The sequence below is a fragment of the Paenibacillus radicis (ex Gao et al. 2016) genome (assembly GCF_014641555.1).
In the GTDB taxonomy this organism is placed as follows: Bacteria; Bacillota; Bacilli; order Paenibacillales; family Paenibacillaceae; genus Pristimantibacillus; species Pristimantibacillus radicis.
The window spans coordinates 12,012-28,393 of the sequence record NZ_BMHY01000002.1; the positions used below are offsets into that span (position 1 = coordinate 12,012).

A 16,382-nucleotide genomic window follows, 5' to 3' on the forward strand; every position below is an offset into this window, starting at 1 on the left:
CTCCCTTTATTCTTTGACGGAACCGAGCATAACGCCTTTGGCAAAATGCTTTTGCAACAGCGGGTAGATTAAGAGAATCGGCGTTGTCGCCACGACTACGGCAGCCATTTTCAACGTTTGAGCGGGCAGCTGCTGTTCATTCATCAGCTCTGCGGCGCCCGCGCCTTGCGATGAGGTGGACGATTCGATCAATATGTTTTGCAGCAAAATTTGCAGCGGCCATTTCGTAGAATCATTAATATAGAGAACCGCGTTGAAATAGGTGTTCCAATAGCCGACGGCATAGAAGAGACCAAATGCGGCCATAGCGGGCAGCGACAGCGGCAATATGATGCGGAAAAAGATGCCGATGTCATTGTAGCCGTCCACCATAGCGGCTTCCTCTAGTGCAGGCGGGATGCTGTCGAAGAAGCTTTTCATCAGGAACACATACCAGCCGCTGCTGAGTACAGGCAAGATCAATGACCAGATGTTGTTGATCAGATGAAGATCGCGCACGAGAATGTAATGCGGAATGATGCCGGGACTGAACAGCATCGTGAAGAGCACCATCAGCATGAGCGGTTTACGGATTTTTAAGCGCTTTCGGGAAAGTCCGTAGGCAAGCGTAGCCGTAACCATGAGACTAAGCAGCGTACCTACCGTCGCAAGAAACGTGCTGACGCCCGTTGCGCGGATGTAAGATGCGGTGGACAGGATGTATTTGTACGACAGCAGCGACCATTTTTCCGGAAACAGCACGAAGCCTTGCTTGGTGATATATTCGGCGGGATCGGTGAATGAGACGACAAATACGTAGTAGAGCGGGAAGAGCGTCACCAGTCCGACCAAGGTCAGAATGAAGATATTGATGAAATCGAACAGCTTGCCTTCTTTCATTAGTACAATCCCTCCTCGCCGAATCGTTTGGCCAGCTTGTTGGCGCCGATGACCATGAGCAGGCCGATGACCGACGTGAACAAACCGACGGCGGTGCTGTAGCTGAATTGGCCTTGCTGAATACCGTTGCGGTAGACATAGGTTTCGAACACGTCCGCCACATCCGTAACTGCGCTGTTCATCATCAGGAAGACTTGCTCAAACCCGACGTCCATAATGCTGCCCAGCCGCAGGATCAAGAGCGTGATGACGACGTGGCGAATGCCGGGAAGCGTGACATGCCAGATTTGCCGGAGCCGGCTGGCACCGTCGATTTTAGCGGCTTCATTAAGCTGTGGATCGATGCCGGCCATTGCCGCCAGGAAGATGATTGTGCCCCAGCCGGTCTCCTTCCATATGCTCTGCACGGTGAGCAGCTGCCAGAAGATGCCGGGATTCGTCAGGAAATTGTACGGCTCGAAGCCAAAGCTGACGAGCAGCTTGTTAATGATGCCCCCGCTTTGGGACAGCAGCAGAAACGTAATGCCCGAGATAATGACCCAGGACAGAAAATGGGGTAAATAAATAACGGACTGGATAACGCGTTTATACCGTTTCAAGCGAAGCTCGTTCAGCATAAGGGCAATAATGATCGGCATTGGAAAATAGAACAGAATGTTCATCAGGCTGATCACCATCGTATTGCGGAAAATCAGAAAGAAATCTGGATTTTTGAACAAGGTAACAAAATGCTCGAACCCGACCCAAGGGCTTTTCCACATCCCCATATAAGGCGAATAATCTTGAAATGAAATGATGATTCCCCACATCGGAACATACTTGAACAGCAGGAAATAGATGACGCCCGGTAATATAAGCAAATATAAAAACAGATCTTTCCGTATGCCGGTTAGAACCTTCATAACCTCGTTCCTCCTAAAGCCGTTACTCAGGTGCATGCTTCTCACGGTATTGTCCAGGCGTGAGGCCTTCGTGTTTTTTGAACGTACGGTTGTAATAAGCAGGCTGATAGCCGACCTGTGCGGCGATCTCGCTAATCTTCAAATGCGTGCCGACAAGCAGTTCCTTTGACCTGTTTAATCGTAAACGGGTTAAATAATCAATGAAGTTAACGCCGGCGTATTGCCGGAAGCTGACGCTGAGCTTCTGCGGGTAAGTACCGAATCGTTCGGCGCAATCCTCCAGTGACAGATCCTGCATGTAATGCTCCTGCATGAGGGCGATCACTTTCTCTACCGTCTGTTTGATCTCCATATCCTTATGCGACTGCATTTCCTCCATGAAAGGCGCGAGTACAGACGCATTGAACCAGTCCAGCATGGCAGAGGGCTCACGGAGCTGCAGCAGCTGCTCATACAGATTGATCCCTTTGTATAGTTGCTGAGGATTGCTGCCCATCTGAATCATCGTAAAAAGAACGTTGCCCAGCAATTGCAGCATGCCCTGCTGAATGGCGTACGCATTGGACGATTTGGCGCGCAAGGCGTCCATGAAAGCCTTGGTGTGCTGGGCAGCCTGCTCCTCCATGCCCGATTGCAGCGCTTGGAGAAGCAGGTTTCCTTGAAGGAAAGGATAGATGGAAGCGGGCTCGCCTGCCGGCGCCAATGCTTCTGTATCAATCACAGAATCGTCCGTCTCGGTTCCCCGGTGACGCATTGCCCGGCGGGTATCCTCCAGCATGATGGACAAATGCTTCACCGATGTAGTCACCCGGCTGACGCCGACGGTTGCCTGGAGCTTCAGATACGTTTGCAAAGGTGCGATCAGCTGCCGGCCAAATCCCGAGACGGCAGCTTTGATCTGCTCCTTGGCTAACTCGTCAGAGTGGGTGAACAGCACCCCGATCGTCAAGTCTTGGAAGTTAATGACGAGTGCAGGCATGGACAGTGGAGAGTGCTCCGACCGTTGCTGCTCTTGGAGCATCTCCTCCATAATGTTGGCAGCCGCGAACGTAAGGAGCCGGTCGTCGCCGCTCGCCAAATTGCCATAGCGATTGGTAAAGCCGCTTAGCTCCACTAGCAGCATGGAATAGCAGACATTGTCCGTCGGCAGCTCGTATTGTTCGAATTGCTCGCGGATCCGGTAGTCCGGCAAGGCATTCAGATGCCCCTGCACGAGCTGCAGCACGAATCCGTCTCGCAGGGCGGGCATTGCCTTTTCCAGCTTGAATTTCATATCTGTCCTTTCCCGGAGCAGGTAGTTCCATCTGGACTCGATGAACTGCACCTCATTCCTTCTGGGCGCATCGACGGCGGACGCTGGATGATCATGTCCAAACACCTTCGTCAAATAGAGCAGAGGCCGGTAAAGCTGCTTTGATGCGAGCCATGACAAAATAAAGGCAATGACCAGTCCCAGTATTCCTGCGAATAGCGGCAGCTTGAATATTCGCTCTACCGGCTTGATCAGATGGGACAGCGGTGTTGCGCAAACGTAGAGCCAGCCTGTGCTTTTCAGATGACCGTAGGTGACGACGTACACTTCCCGGTCCGCAGAATAAGAGAAGGAACCGGAGCTCTTCCCGCTGTTCTGCACAGCAGTGAGAATGGCATCATTCAGCTTGGACTTTGTATCATCTTCTCCGGCGGGGTGCGCCGCGCTAGTGACCAGATAACCTTGATCCGGATTGAAAATGAATGCGCTTCCTTTTTCCGGCGGACTAAGCTGCTCCAATAAGGAGGCTAGCTCCCCCTTATTAAGACCGACAATAATTGCACCGTAGGCGGGGTCGCTTAATACGGGAACCTTTTGCACGAGTGACAAGCTTAGCGTGTTTTTTGTACGGTTCTCTGTTGCTGCTAGCCGATCGGTCCAAAAAATCATTTGCTGCTGTTCCAGCAGAGGGAGGTAGCGCTCCGTGAACAACTTTTGCGGAAGCGGGAGGCTCCCGTCCTCTCCGTCGATCAGGAGCGGCTTGTCGCCTCCAATCAGCAAGGAGACTTGGCTAATAAGCGGGTCCGATTGCTTCATCACGACCAATTGATTGAATAAATCGAGCGTATAACGGACATCTTGCCCGATCGAGTGGTTAGGCAGCTCCATGATGAGCGGATTGTATGCCCATTGATTGACGGTCATTTTTAATTGGGTGAGCTGGGCATCCATCCTCTCTGACACTTGCGCATACTGAAGCTCCTGGGTACGGCCGACCTCCCGTTCAATTTCGCGAACCCCCGTATAGTAGGTAAGGATAGCAAGCGTAATTAATGGGATGCTTGAGATGAGCAGCGTGATGATTAAGCTCTTATGGAAGAAGCTGACGTTGTTCCGGGGTCTGCCATTTTTCATTCGATCGAATCCCTTTCTCCGTCTGCATATCCCCACTATAGGAGGGCGTATCCTTGCAGACAATTAGACATTTTTATAGTGATGCGCTAAGCGTATTGGATATTTTTCGCGCAAACCATTGCACTTTTTTAGCAAATAGCCAGAAACCGCGGCGTATCGCTTTATTTTACACGGAAGAGGCAATTTGACACAGGGGCTGGAGTCGTTCTCCTGGAACGTGCTAGTATGGGGATGGGGATACACGGAATGAAGAGGAGGGACAAGCTATGAATGAAACGATTCAAGTGATGCTGGGGCATCGTTCGATTCGGAAGTTTAAAGACGCTCCGGTCGCTAAGGAGCAGTTGGATGTCATTATAGAGGCGGCGCAGCATGCGTCCACTTCGAGCAATATGCAAGCTTTTACCGTTATTCGCATTACCGATGCCGGGTTGCGGGAACAGCTTGCTGTGCTGGCGGGCAATCAGGCATATGTGTCGCAATGCCCGGAGTTTCTAGTATGGTGCGCCGATTTGCACCGGTATGAGCGGGCGGGTGCTAGAGCGCTTCCCGAAGGCGAGGAGCCGCGCAGCACGACGGAAAACTTCATCGTCGCTACAGTCGATGCAGCGCTGGCCGCGCAAAATGCGGCTGTTGCCGCCGAATCGCTGGGGCTTGGCATCGTCTATATCGGCGGTTTGCGTAACAATCCGAGGCAAGTGTCGGAGCTGTTGCGATTGCCGCAGTATGTCTATCCGGTGTTCGGCATGTGCATTGGCGTGCCGGATCAGGAGCCGCTTGTACGGCCGCGGTTGCCGAGAGAGGCAATTCTTCATGAGAACGGCTATTGCGAGGAACGCATTGACCCAGCGATTGATCAATATAATGTAACATTGAGCGATTACATGAGCGAACGGACGAACGGGAAGGCCGCTACGAGCTGGTCACAGGCGATGGCAGCCAAGAAAGATGCGCCGAGGCTGCATATGCGTGAGTTTCTGTATGGACAGGGTTTTAGGCTGGAGTAGGGCAGGGGAGTGCGCATTGGTTTTGGCATATGAGGCGATGGCGTGAACAAAATAAAAAGGATTTTAGAATTAAATTGCCCGTGGCATTGACATCAAAGGTGAGAACTATTATCATTAAGTAGTGCTAATGATAATTGTTATCATAAAAATTTCACCAAATAGATGATATCCCGGGAAACGGGCCTGGAAGGAGCGTGCAAGTCAAATGATTCGCCTTACAACTTCGAATCTGGACATTGCTTATGATGATCGCCTTATCGTTCAAAATCTAAATATCGCTATCCCGCAAGGAAAAATTACTGCGCTTGTGGGTTCAAACGGATCGGGCAAATCGACGATTCTAAAAACGATGGCACGCTTGATGAATCCTTCAGGCGGTCAAGTCATGCTGGACGGCAAGTCCATCCATAAGCAATCGACCAAAGAAGTGGCGAAGCAGCTTGCAATCCTTCCGCAAAACCCGACTGCACCGGATGGCTTGGCAGTAGCCGAGCTTGTTTCTTACGGACGTTTTCCTTATCAGAAGGGCTTTGGCTCGATGACGAAGGATGACCGTAAAATCGTAAGCTGGGCGATCGAAGCGACGGGAATGACCGAATTCGCTGATCGTCCTGTCGACCAACTGTCTGGCGGCCAACGCCAACGTGCCTGGATCGCAATGGCATTGGCGCAGGAAACGGATATTTTGTTCCTCGACGAGCCGACTACATTCCTCGATATGGCGCATCAGCTGGAGGTTCTCCATTTGCTGCAAAAGCTGAACGAACGCAACCAGCGTACCATCGTTATGGTTGTTCATGATTTGAACCATGCTTCCCGTTATGCGCATCATATGATTGCGATTAAAAAAGGAACGGTCGTCGGAGAAGGTTCTCCAGTGGAAGTTATGACGCCGGACATTATGCGTGAAGTGTTCAATATTGAGGCTGATATCGTACCGGATCCGCGTACGGGCGTACCGCTTTGCCTGCCGTTTGCGCTGGCTGCGGAGCCGGTAGCAGATAAAGCGATGGATCAGCTTGCCCCTGCTCCGGCCATGTTGGCTGCTGCTGGAGCATAGCTTATACGACGGAGAAAGCTGTGCCGTTGCCGGCACAGCTTTCTTTTTTTGAAAAAAGTTAAAATAACAGTTGCATTCCTTTCGCAAAGGTGATATATTATTACTTGTCGCCGCGATGAAACAATCGCCGAAACGACGAATGAAACGTGCGGAAGTGGCTCAGCGGTAGAGCATCGCCTTGCCAAGGCGAGGGTCGCGGGTTCGATTCCCGTCTTCCGCTCCATAATTTTTTTGCGGCCTTAGCTCAGCTGGATAGAGCGTTTGACTACGAATCAAAAGGTCAGGAGTTCGAATCTCTTAGGCCGCGCCACTTTTACTTACTTAATTGCAAATGTCGGGATGTAGCTCAGCTTGGTAGAGCACCTGGTTTGGGACCAGGGGGTCGCATGTTCAAATCGTGTCATCCCGACCAGTTATTTTGCGGGTGTAGTTCAATGGTAGAACTTTAGCCTTCCAAGCTAATAGCGTGGGTTCGATTCCCATCACCCGCTCCATCTAATTAAATTCCGAAAGCCTTGCGCAGCAAGGCTTTTTTTGTTTTTGTTTTTCTCGGCGGCATATATTATGCCCTTTTCTGGGGCAGTTTTGGGGCGAAACCTTGTAAAAGCCCGGCCAGTATTGGCAAATACCGCTACTCAGTTGTCAATCTGGGCGGCGCTTGCTAGAATATAAAGATGTCCGTTAGCCTGTGCGTACAAGCTCAAAGCGCATAAGCGGCGGGAAAATCCCATACAGCATGGTAGTTGGAAAGGATACTTAAAAATGAAATTAACATGGAAGCGTACAGCGTTAGCTTGCGCGCTGGTTGTATGTCTCGCACTGAGTGCCGGTTGCGCGAAAGGCAGCAGCAACAGCAGCAATGGAGGCGGAATACCTACTTTCACGGATATTGATAAAGTGAATACGGGTGATGAACAAGTAGTCGGCAATCCGTTTGAGGCAGCCGGAGTAAGCGATCCTATCGCGTTTGGTAAAATGTTTCGGGACGTTCGTGTTTCGGTTATGATTCATCACAAGGAAAAGCTGGCTGATCTCATTCTTTATCCGTTAATGGTTCATGACGGCAAAGAAACACGTACAATTGAGGACAAAGCTCAATTTCTTGAGGAGTACGATACAATCATTACAGCCGATGTTGAGAAAGTACTGAAGGATCAAAGGGTCAATGCCTTGATGGCAACAGAAGAGGGTGTAATGGCGGGAAGCGGCGAAGTCTGGTTCCGCGCTACGAAGGATAACCCGCAGAAGTATGGCGTATTCGCTATTCTTACGACAAAAATGAAGTAATTGGTTAGTAGAAAGGTATCCAACCGTTCCGACGGGGGATATCTTTTTTCTTTCTATAGCCTTTAGAAACAGACTCCGGTTTACGTTTATCCCAAAAAAATCGTAACGTTTCTCCATTGTTTCAAGGAGTAATCTTTATTATGATTCACAATAGATAATGATTATCATTATCTTATAATAAATCATTTATTGGGGGAACTAAAATCAGATGCATACGGTACGAAAAATTGTCGTCACTATAGCAGCAACAGCGTTGACGGCCGCTATGCTAGCGGCTTGTGGCACGAAGGCCAATGGAGGAGTAAATACGGGGAGTTCGGCCACGATAGAGCCAAGCGCAAGCCAAACAGAAGCAGCCACTAGATCTGTTGTGGATTCAAAGGGGCATACGGTTGAGATTCCAACTCATCCTCAAAAGGTTGTATATACAGGAAGTGATCTGGGAGATGTACTGGCACTCGGAATTAAACCGGTCGGTGCTGATCTAGAGGTAATTGCTTCACAAGTAGTATTTCCAGACTTGCTGACGGGTATCGAGGACGTTGGCGAAGCAGCGACAAATCCAGAGAAGATACTTGCACTTGAGCCAGACCTCATTTTTATGGATAGCGGCAGTACCCTCTATGAACCTAAAGATTACGATGTGCTTAATAAGATTGCACCTACCGTTACCTATGACAGGCTGACTACCTTTGAGCGATTGCTTGCAATCGGAGATCTGCTGGGCAAGAAACAAGAAGCCGAGCAATGGATCAATGACTTTAAAGGGAAAGCAGAGGAAGTTAAAAAACAGCTGGATGTAAAAGAAGGCGAAACAGCTGCTGTTTTCATTCGGCTGGGTAAGCAATTTTATGTCATGGGAGATAGCGGCTTCGCCAATATTTTGTACGATACGCTTGGATATGCACCTACGCCAAAAATTCAGAAGGAATTGATTGATACCAATGAAAGATTCACGGATATATCGAACGAGGTTTTGCCCGAATACTCCGGAGATTATCTGTTTATACTCACGGATGATGACGAGGCGGCAAGGGCGGCTTCCGAATCTTTCACCCAGGATAAAGTGTTCAAATCCATTGAAGCGGTAGCTAACAAACGAGTTTATTATATTGAAACGAAATGGAATTTTGATGATCCGGTTACGAAGGACAGATTGCTGGATGAGCTGCCGAAAATTTTGAATTAAACCAGACCGGTTCGTTGGCGTCCTATTGCTGTGAAAGTAAGAAGCTTGCAACTCCATGTTGCTAAGCTTCTTTTTATTTTATACAATTATTATACAAATGATAATCGTTCTCAAATACGTCATTGGCGGGAGGACCCGTATTGGAACAGAACGAGCAGGAAACGCCATCACTTCTTGATGTTAGATTTGCTATCGATAAAGAGGGTAAATGGGACAGTCATAGACATTCAATAGATGCTAGCGTGCTGGAAGGACATCACGCCATAGTTGTATTTGCGAAAGGCAACGGCATTCTGCTCGTTAATGGAAGGGCGGTGCAGGTTAGATCTGGCACAGCTGTAATCGTAAGGCCTCAAAGCCAATTGAAAGTGAAGCAACTGAGTGACAGTGACTTCCTCCTCTCTGGCTATTGGATTACTTTTAATATATACAGCGGTAGCACACTTGTATTAGACATGAAGGGGTGCTTAACATACGAGCAGCCGCTCGCCCCAGCTCCGTTCATTAAAGTGGTAGATCTGCTGGAGCAGCTTATTAATAAACGACCTAATACGGGTAAGCTGGCGTTATTTAAACAGCAGATACGCTTGCAGGAACTTCTATTGCTATTACTTGAACATCATGATGAGGCTTCGCAAAGCGTTAAGGATGCCATGCGGGCTGTAGAGCGCTCGGTTGCTTTTATGAAAGAGCATTATGGTGAAAATATTACGGTAGAGCTGCTGGCCAGGCAGGCAGGCGTGCGGCGCGCAGAATACAGTTCTTTGTTTCAACAGCTTACAGGTAATAAGCCTTTGGATTACTTAACAGAGCTGCGGATGAAGCGTGCCAAGGAGCTCCTGCTTCTATCCAATGGGCCGCTTCGAGACATTGCACATCATGTCGGTTTTAGGGATGAGTATTATTTCAACCGCAGATTCCGGCAGTCTATGGGTATTTCCCCTAAACAATATGCACGTACTCATCCAAGCAAGCTGAATATTACGGATAATCAGGGCTTGAAGATTGAGCTCCCGCTCCAGCCGCAGTATTCCAAAATTGTCGTTGTTGGTTTTCCATTAGGTCATCTAATGGCGCTCGGGGTGAGGCCTGTAGGCGCTGATATGACTGTAATCGGCAAACAGGTCGTGTATCGGGACAAGCTTCAGCATATTCATGATATTGGTCCAAGTGAGGATTATGCAAAAATAAAAGCGCTTGAGCCTGACTTCATCTTCTGCTGCAGCACTGTGAGTTTGACAGAGGTTCCGATATCCCGTATTGCCCCTACTTTGGTCATTAATAGAGCAGATTCGAGTTTCGAACAGCTGCGATTAATGGCTGCTGTTGTAGGGAAGAGTCCCTATGCCGAGAAGTGGATTAAGAGCTATAAGACGAAGCTGAAGGCGATGTGGAGCCAATTACGGCTGGATATTGGGGTTAATGAAACGGCAGCTGTTATTGTCATCGTTGGCGGAGAGCTGTACGTGATGGGCACCAATGGACTAGCCTCCACTTTGTATCATCCGCTTGGATTTAAGCCCTCTGAGAAGGTTAGAGAATTAATTGAACAAGGGATTGATTTTCAGGGTATTTCTGTTGAGATGCTGCAGAATTACACCGGGGATCGACTTTTTTTATTGATTGGTGAGGATCAGGTCTCCTTGGATGCAGCGGAGTTGCTAGTAAAAAGTCCGTTTTGGCAGGAGCTATTGCCTGTACAAAAAAATCTTGTTTATCGAATGCATGCCAAATGGAACTACGATGATGCCATCACATTGGAACAACTGCTGACTGTATTACCAGGTGTTTTGCACAATAAGATCAGCTTGCGCTCGTTGGAAAACAGCCGCTCCTAGGAGCGGCTGTTGCTTATTTCAGTTACGTTCTTTCCCGGTTGCGGCTGCGCATCCCTGCTAAGCCGAACAGCCCCAGCAGGCCAAGCCAGCCCCAGCCTGAGCCTCTATTAGTAGCTGTGGTTGTGGCAGCAGTAGCTCTGTAACGATTGCCGTTAACAGTTGTATCATAAGAACCGGCGTTATGGTTATTGTAGGAGTAGCCTCTGTAATTGTTGGTACCCATGCCTGTACCAGTACCAGTGCCGTATTCCGAGTAAGTGCCTAGACCGTTTCCGGTCGAAAAGCCTCTTCCGGTACCGTTATAGGTGCCGTTGTTATAGGCACCATAGGTTCCGGAGTTGTTCTGGTAATTGGAGTATGGTGTTATCGGCGACGAAGAAGTGCTATTGCTGTTCATCGAGCTTTGATTGGCATAAGCCGAAGCCGATATGGTCAGTGTCAGGCATGTAGCTAACATAAATCCAACTGTCTTTTTCATTGGATAATCCCTCCTGATTTTTGGATGATTTTAGTCGGAAAAATACGCCTTAGGCTTGTATAGTCTTATTGGAAGCCTCTTAGGTTATGATTTTCGTAATGGCTGTGTTGTTGTTGCTGATGCTGCGGCTGGAAGCTGTTCATGGAATACTGTTGTTGTTGAGCAGCAGCGGACTGCTCCAATTGACGGCAAATTTGGGTCACTTGCTGCAATTGTTGTACAGCTTGCTGATGACCATGCAGCGCAGTTTGTATGATTTGAGCGGCGCGCTGCTCTTTTTGAGCGATTTCCTCAAGTGTTCTCGCGTTTTGCTGCTCTTGCTGCAGCAATTGCTGATACATTTGAGATGCTTGTTGAGTTTGTTGGATCATTTGTTGTGCGATTTGCTCGCATTGATTGATCTGACTCGACAAGTTTAAGTTCTGGTACATGTATTCAGCCTCCAGATAAGTGAATTGAGTACCCACCTATTGTCTTCACATTCGGCAACCATATGCTCCTTGGGCAGCACAATAATAATGGGAAAATGAAAAAAAGAAGCCATAAAGCCAGCGTGTTGTACGCTTTCTTTATGGCTTTGTTCAATTTAAAGGGCAGTTGGGGTCGTTAAGGCCCTGCGAGGGTCTTAAGCCTTGAGAAGATCACTCATTCTTCGCAGTTAAGACCCTGTTAGGGTCTTATTCAATGAAATCGGCTCATTTTCTCGGCTTTTTTTGCCTCATGTGAGTCGTTAAGACCCTGCGAGGGTCTTATGCATCGTGATAGCAGGCGGCGTTGACGCAATAAGGCCCTGTCAGGGTCTTAACTCATCCTGACACGACCCTTATAAGGCGCCGGAGCAACAGCGTGCCCAGCACCCAACTGATTACACTGGTGATTCAAGGGGCGGCTTTATGGTTAAATGTTTACATGCAAGCGAGATAACTAGTCTGTAGGGCATTATTTTGCAGCGGAGTGTCATTCCATTTAATCCCAGTAACAACAAAAAGGGCAAGCATATAAATCCTTTCATCGAGCTTGGTGATCAGTCGAGAGGTCATAAGTGTCAGGTCAGATATATTCCGTTAAAGCGGTTGTTCTGGCTCTGTTTTCAAGTTGTCTATCCTCGTGCTTGGCCTTGATTTCGGATCGTTATCCGTATCCTAAATGGAGCTAAAAATGGCATCATCATGCTGGAGATGGACTTCCGTGTGACTCGGAGGTGTATTTTTGCTTGTCGACAGGGCTTCAACCCTGCAACATTTTGTAGTATGATGAAATGAGTTGAAATCGCGTCTAAGACGACGCCCACAGGAGGAAAAGTATGTCGGACCAAGCTACATCAACGTTATCGGCCAACCGGCCGCAGGCGAATAACCTGCTGCGCAGGGATGTCCGTTTCCTAGGCAATATACTCGGAGAAGTGCTCGTGCATCAAGGTGGACGAGAACTGCTCGATATCGTCGAACAAATTCGTGAGACGAGCAAATCGCTTCGTGCCGAGTTCGTTCCTGAGCTGTTTGGGGAATTTAAATCGAAGATCGCTTCCCTTAATCCGGAAATTCGTCATCAAGTCATTCGCGCATTCGCTATTTATTTCCAACTGGTGAATATTGCCGAACAGAACCACCGTATCCGCCGCAAGCGCGATTACGAGCGTTCGGCTGGCGAAGGCGTGCAGCGCGGCTCTATCGAAAGCGCTGTACAAGACTTGAAAGAGCGCGGAATCGCGATTGAAGACGTTCAGCAAATTTTGAGCGGCATTTCACTTGAGCTGGTTATGACCGCTCACCCGACGGAAGCGACGCGCCGGGCCGTCCTTGATATCCACAAACGGATAGCCGAAGACGTGATGGAGCTTGACAACCCGACGTTGACTTACCGCGAGCGCGAGAAGCTTCGGGACAAGCTGCTGAATGAAGTACTCATTTTGTGGCAAACTGATGAGCTTCGTGACCGCAAGCCGACCGTTATTGACGAAGTCCGCAATGGCTTGTACTACTTCGACGAGACGCTCTTCGAAGCGCTGCCTGCCGTCTATGAAGAGTTGGAGCGTTGTCTGGACAAATACTATCCTGGTGAAAACTGGCATGTGCCCAGTTATTTGCGTTTTGGCTCCTGGATCGGCGGAGACCGCGACGGTAATCCGTCCGTAACCGCTAAGATTACATGGGAAACACTGACGCTAAACCGCCAATTGGCCTTGAAGAAATATGAGGAAAAGATTAATGAGCTGGTCGACCAGCTCAGCTTCAGCACGAATATCGTCGAAGTATCAGAAGAGCTGATTGAATCGATCAAGCAAGATCGTCAATTCGTCGATGTGAAATGTGTCGAGCTGTGGCGCAATGCGAAAGAGCCTTACCGCATCAAGCTGGGCTTCATGCTGGAGAAGCTGGCTAACGCCCGCGACGAGGCGCTCAAAGGCTCACCAATGCGTTACAACGACGCGAGCGAGCTGCTTGCGGATCTGGGCGTTATTGACCGCAGCCTGCGTCATCACTTTGCAGACCATGTAGCCGATACACACATCGGCAAGCTGGTGCGTCAGGTAGAGTTGTTCGGCTTCCATCTGCTGCAGTTGGACATCCGTCAGCACAGCCAAGAGCATGAGAATGCGATGAGCGAAATTTTGACCAAAATGAACATTGTGTCGAATTACGCCCAACTGTCCGAAGATGAGAAAATCGAGCTGCTTCATAAGCTGCTCAATGATCCGCGTCCGTTGACATCCAGCCATCTGGATTATACGGAATCGACACGTGAATGTCTGGATGTGTACCACACGGTTTATCGTGCACAGCAGGAATTTGGCGTCGACTGCATCTCCAGCTACCTGATCAGTATGACACAGGGCGCAAGCGATATGCTGGAGGTTATGGTATTCGCGAAGGAAGTCGGCTTGTTCGTCAAAGATGTGGACGGCACGGTTCGCTGCACGCTGCAATCGGTTCCGTTGTTCGAGACGATCGACGATCTTCATGCCGCTCCTGGCATCATGAAGCAGCTGTTTGAGCTGCCGATTTATCGCCAAGCGGTAGAAGCACGCGGCAACCTGCATGAAATTATGCTGGGCTACTCTGACTCTAACAAAGACGGCGGAGTAGTAACGGCGAACTGGGAGCTTCGCGTTGCACTGAACGAGATTACTGCGGCAGCGGGCGAGCATGGCGTGAAGCTGAAGTTCTTCCATGGACGCGGCGGAGCGCTCGGTCGCGGCGGCATGCCGCTTAACCGCAGCATTCTGGCACAGCCTCCACATACGGTTGGCGGCGGCATCAAAATTACCGAGCAAGGCGAAGTGCTTTCCTCGCGTTATTCGATGCAAGGCATCGCTTACCGCAGCTTGGAGCAAGCGACATGGGCGCTTATCACGGCTGCACGTCTGGCGAAATATCCGCAGCAGCAAGAGCAGGATATTGTAGCGGAATGGAATGATATCGCGCGCTCCATCTCGGAGACGGCGCTTACGAAATATCAGGATTTGATTTTCCGCGACCCAGGCTTTATGACTTTCTTCAAAGAATCGACGCCGCTTCCGGAAGTGGGCGAGCTTAACATCGGCTCCCGTCCGTCGAAACGGAAAAACAGCGACCGCTTTGAGGATCTCCGTGCAATCCCTTGGGTATTTGCATGGACGCAAAGCCGTTACTTGCTGCCAGCTTGGTATGCGGCAGGTACAGCGCTGCAAACCTATGCAGGCGATGATGAGAAGAAAATGGATACGCTCAAGACGATGTATGAGCAATTCCCGTTCTTCCGTTCTTTGATCGACAATTTGCAAATGGCGCTTGCCAAAGCCGATCTGTTGATCGCAAAAGAATATGCAGATATGATCTCCGATCAAGAGATTCGCGACCGGATCTTCACGCAAATCGAAGAAGAGTATAAGCTCACTTCCGATCTGATTCTGCAAATTACGGGTCAAGAAGAGATTCTGGACAACGTACCGGTTATTCAAGAGTCGATCCGACTGCGCAACCCGTACGTCGATCCGCTCAGCTACATGCAAGTGCAGCTGCTGTCCGAGCTTCGCGCGATTCGCGAACAGGATGAGGATGCACCTGAGCTGCTCCGCGAAGTGCTGCTCACGATCAACGGAATTGCAGCCGGCCTGAGAAATACAGGCTAATAGGCTTATATAACAGGAAACCGAGCGAGGCGAATGCCTTGGCTCGGTTTTTTTGTGCCTGCGCACAGCATAATCTGTCGTCAAAAATCCATAAAAGGAACGGTTTTACAATTCATTATCGCTATATAATGGTAGCAAATAATGAAATATTCGGTCCAGGGAGGTCTTGCTATGGTCTCACCCTTAAAGCTGTCTCGTTCCACGTATTGGTTCATCGGAGCTGCGCTGCTTATTTTAAGCGTAGATAGCGCTGTTGTGCATACCTTGAAAGATGAACCGCTCCTTGCTTACGCGATTCTTTTTGACTTTATTCTGGTTGTACCGCTTCTATACTGGCTGCTTGTTATCCGGAGATCCGGGCGCAAGCTCAAGGCGCTGCTGCCGCTTCCCGTGCTTGGGGCATTGGCAGCGTGGTTCATACTGCCTTCGTCGCTGAAAGGAACAGTATGGCATACGATCTGGCCGATCGAGCTGCTGATCGTGACGGCGGAGGCTGCGATTATATTTTATGAAGCGAGGTTAATTGTTCGTGTCGTGAAGAAGTTTAGACTCATTAGGCGGGCGGAGTCTAATACAGGAGAGGCGATCCGGCTTGCGGTGCAAGAGGTGCTGGGGACCGGAAAGCTAACTTCGGTTATAACTCATGATGCGAGTATGATCTACTATTTGTTCTTCTCCTGGGGTGCGCGCAAGCGGATGCTCCTGCAAACGGAGGGGGAAGGTTATTCCTTCACTTATCATAAAGAGACGAATCAAGTGATGATGGCCGCGTTCGCGACCAAAATCATTGTGATGGAATCCGTCGTCGTCCATTTGCTGCTGGCGATGTGGTCACCTCTGGCCGCATGGATTGTGACGATCTCGGAAATCTGGCTGCTTATGCTGCTGTGGGCCGATACACGCGCGGCTGTTCTTCAACCGATTCGTATGGACAGTAACGGGCTGCGGCTTCGTTATGGTCTGCGTCTGCAAGGCGATTTGCAGTGGAGCGACATCTCGTCCATCGAATGGGCCAAGGCGGGTTATGAGCTGGATGATGCGGAGCGCAAGCGTTCTGCCGGACCGGTATTAGGCACGCCTAATGTGAAGCTTGAATTGCACCGGGAGAAGCGGATCGAAGGATTGTTGTTTCTGCCCAAGCAGACCCGCATCATTTATTTAACGGTCGATGAGCCGCAGAAGCTGGTTGAGCAAGCGAGAGTGTATACAGCGCAATAGCCGCTTGTCCAAGGTTTTATTTATTTT

The 16,382-nt window shown here is 49.5% G+C and carries 12 protein-coding genes and 4 tRNA genes; 11 read left to right on the plus strand and 5 right to left on the minus strand.

The features are described 5' to 3' along the window. Nucleotides 1-6: 6 nt before the first annotated feature. The 3 genes from IEX98_RS05715 to IEX98_RS05725 are packed head-to-tail and all read right to left on the minus strand — an operon-like array spanning nt 7 to nt 4,167. Nucleotides 7-879 (minus strand): carbohydrate ABC transporter permease, encoded by an 873-nt coding sequence (locus tag IEX98_RS05715; protein ID WP_188887995.1) that lies wholly within the window; start codon nt 877-879, stop codon nt 7-9. Further along, nucleotides 879-1,781, minus strand: coding sequence for an ABC transporter permease (locus IEX98_RS05720; RefSeq protein ID WP_308421747.1), 903 nt, complete (start codon nt 1,779-1,781; stop codon nt 879-881). Before IEX98_RS05720 ends, IEX98_RS05715 begins: the two co-directional genes overlap by 1 nt. 22 nt (nt 1,782-1,803) lie before the next feature. Next, the gene (locus IEX98_RS05725; protein ID WP_188887997.1) at nt 1,804-4,167 is read right to left on the minus strand and encodes an AraC family transcriptional regulator; all 2,364 of its coding nucleotides are present in this window, start codon (nt 4,165-4,167) and stop codon (nt 1,804-1,806) included. A gap of 266 nt (nt 4,168-4,433) precedes the next feature. Here IEX98_RS05725 and nfsA point away from each other — a divergent pair, with 266 nt between their 5' ends. The 9 genes from nfsA (at nt 4,434) to IEX98_RS05770 (ending at nt 10,548) form a co-directional block, all read left to right on the plus strand. Beyond that, on the plus strand, nt 4,434-5,174 hold the full coding sequence (gene nfsA, locus IEX98_RS05730) for an oxygen-insensitive NADPH nitroreductase (protein ID WP_188887998.1): 741 nt from the start codon (nt 4,434-4,436) through the stop codon (nt 5,172-5,174). Between the two features lie 205 nt (nt 5,175-5,379). Then, complete coding sequence (locus IEX98_RS05735) at nt 5,380-6,234, plus strand: ABC transporter ATP-binding protein (RefSeq protein WP_188887999.1); 855 nt, start codon at nt 5,380-5,382, stop codon at nt 6,232-6,234. A 148-nt stretch (nt 6,235-6,382) separates the two neighbouring features. After that, nucleotides 6,383-6,457: transfer RNA gene (locus tag IEX98_RS05740), tRNA-Gly, on the plus strand. A gap of 10 nt (nt 6,458-6,467) precedes the next feature. After that, nucleotides 6,468-6,544: transfer RNA gene (locus tag IEX98_RS05745), tRNA-Arg, on the plus strand. Between the two features lie 25 nt (nt 6,545-6,569). Next, nucleotides 6,570-6,646: transfer RNA gene (locus tag IEX98_RS05750), tRNA-Pro, on the plus strand. Between the two features lie 8 nt (nt 6,647-6,654). Then, nucleotides 6,655-6,728: transfer RNA gene (locus IEX98_RS05755), tRNA-Gly, on the plus strand. 268 nt (nt 6,729-6,996) lie between these two features. Further along, nucleotides 6,997-7,521: a hypothetical protein gene (locus IEX98_RS05760; protein WP_188888000.1), complete on the plus strand. Its 525-nt coding sequence runs from the start codon at nt 6,997-6,999 to the stop codon at nt 7,519-7,521. 208 nt (nt 7,522-7,729) lie between these two features. Further along, nucleotides 7,730-8,710 (plus strand): ABC transporter substrate-binding protein, encoded by a 981-nt coding sequence (locus IEX98_RS05765; protein ID WP_188888001.1) that lies wholly within the window; start codon nt 7,730-7,732, stop codon nt 8,708-8,710. Between the two features lie 140 nt (nt 8,711-8,850). After that, complete coding sequence (locus IEX98_RS05770; protein ID WP_188888002.1) at nt 8,851-10,548, plus strand: helix-turn-helix domain-containing protein; 1,698 nt, start codon at nt 8,851-8,853, stop codon at nt 10,546-10,548. Between the two features lie 22 nt (nt 10,549-10,570). On the opposite strand, the gene IEX98_RS29085 is transcribed toward IEX98_RS05770, so the two are convergent. After that, entirely contained in the window at nt 10,571-11,026 is a 456-nt protein-coding gene (locus IEX98_RS29085; RefSeq protein WP_229692003.1) for a WGxxGxxG family protein, read from the minus strand. A gap of 65 nt (nt 11,027-11,091) precedes the next feature. After that, a complete protein-coding gene (locus IEX98_RS05780) occupies nt 11,092-11,457 on the minus strand; it encodes a hypothetical protein (RefSeq protein WP_188888003.1) in 366 nt (121 codons plus the stop codon). An 872-nt stretch (nt 11,458-12,329) separates the two neighbouring features. On the opposite strand from IEX98_RS05780, the gene ppc reads away from it, so the two are divergent. Together ppc and IEX98_RS05790 are read left to right on the plus strand one after the other, a co-directional pair. After that, nucleotides 12,330-15,137, plus strand: coding sequence for a phosphoenolpyruvate carboxylase (gene ppc / locus IEX98_RS05785; protein ID WP_188888004.1), 2,808 nt, complete (start codon nt 12,330-12,332; stop codon nt 15,135-15,137). 171 nt (nt 15,138-15,308) lie between these two features. Further along, entirely contained in the window at nt 15,309-16,355 is a 1,047-nt protein-coding gene (locus IEX98_RS05790; RefSeq protein ID WP_188888005.1) for a hypothetical protein, read from the plus strand. Nucleotides 16,356-16,382 lie beyond the last annotated feature (27 nt).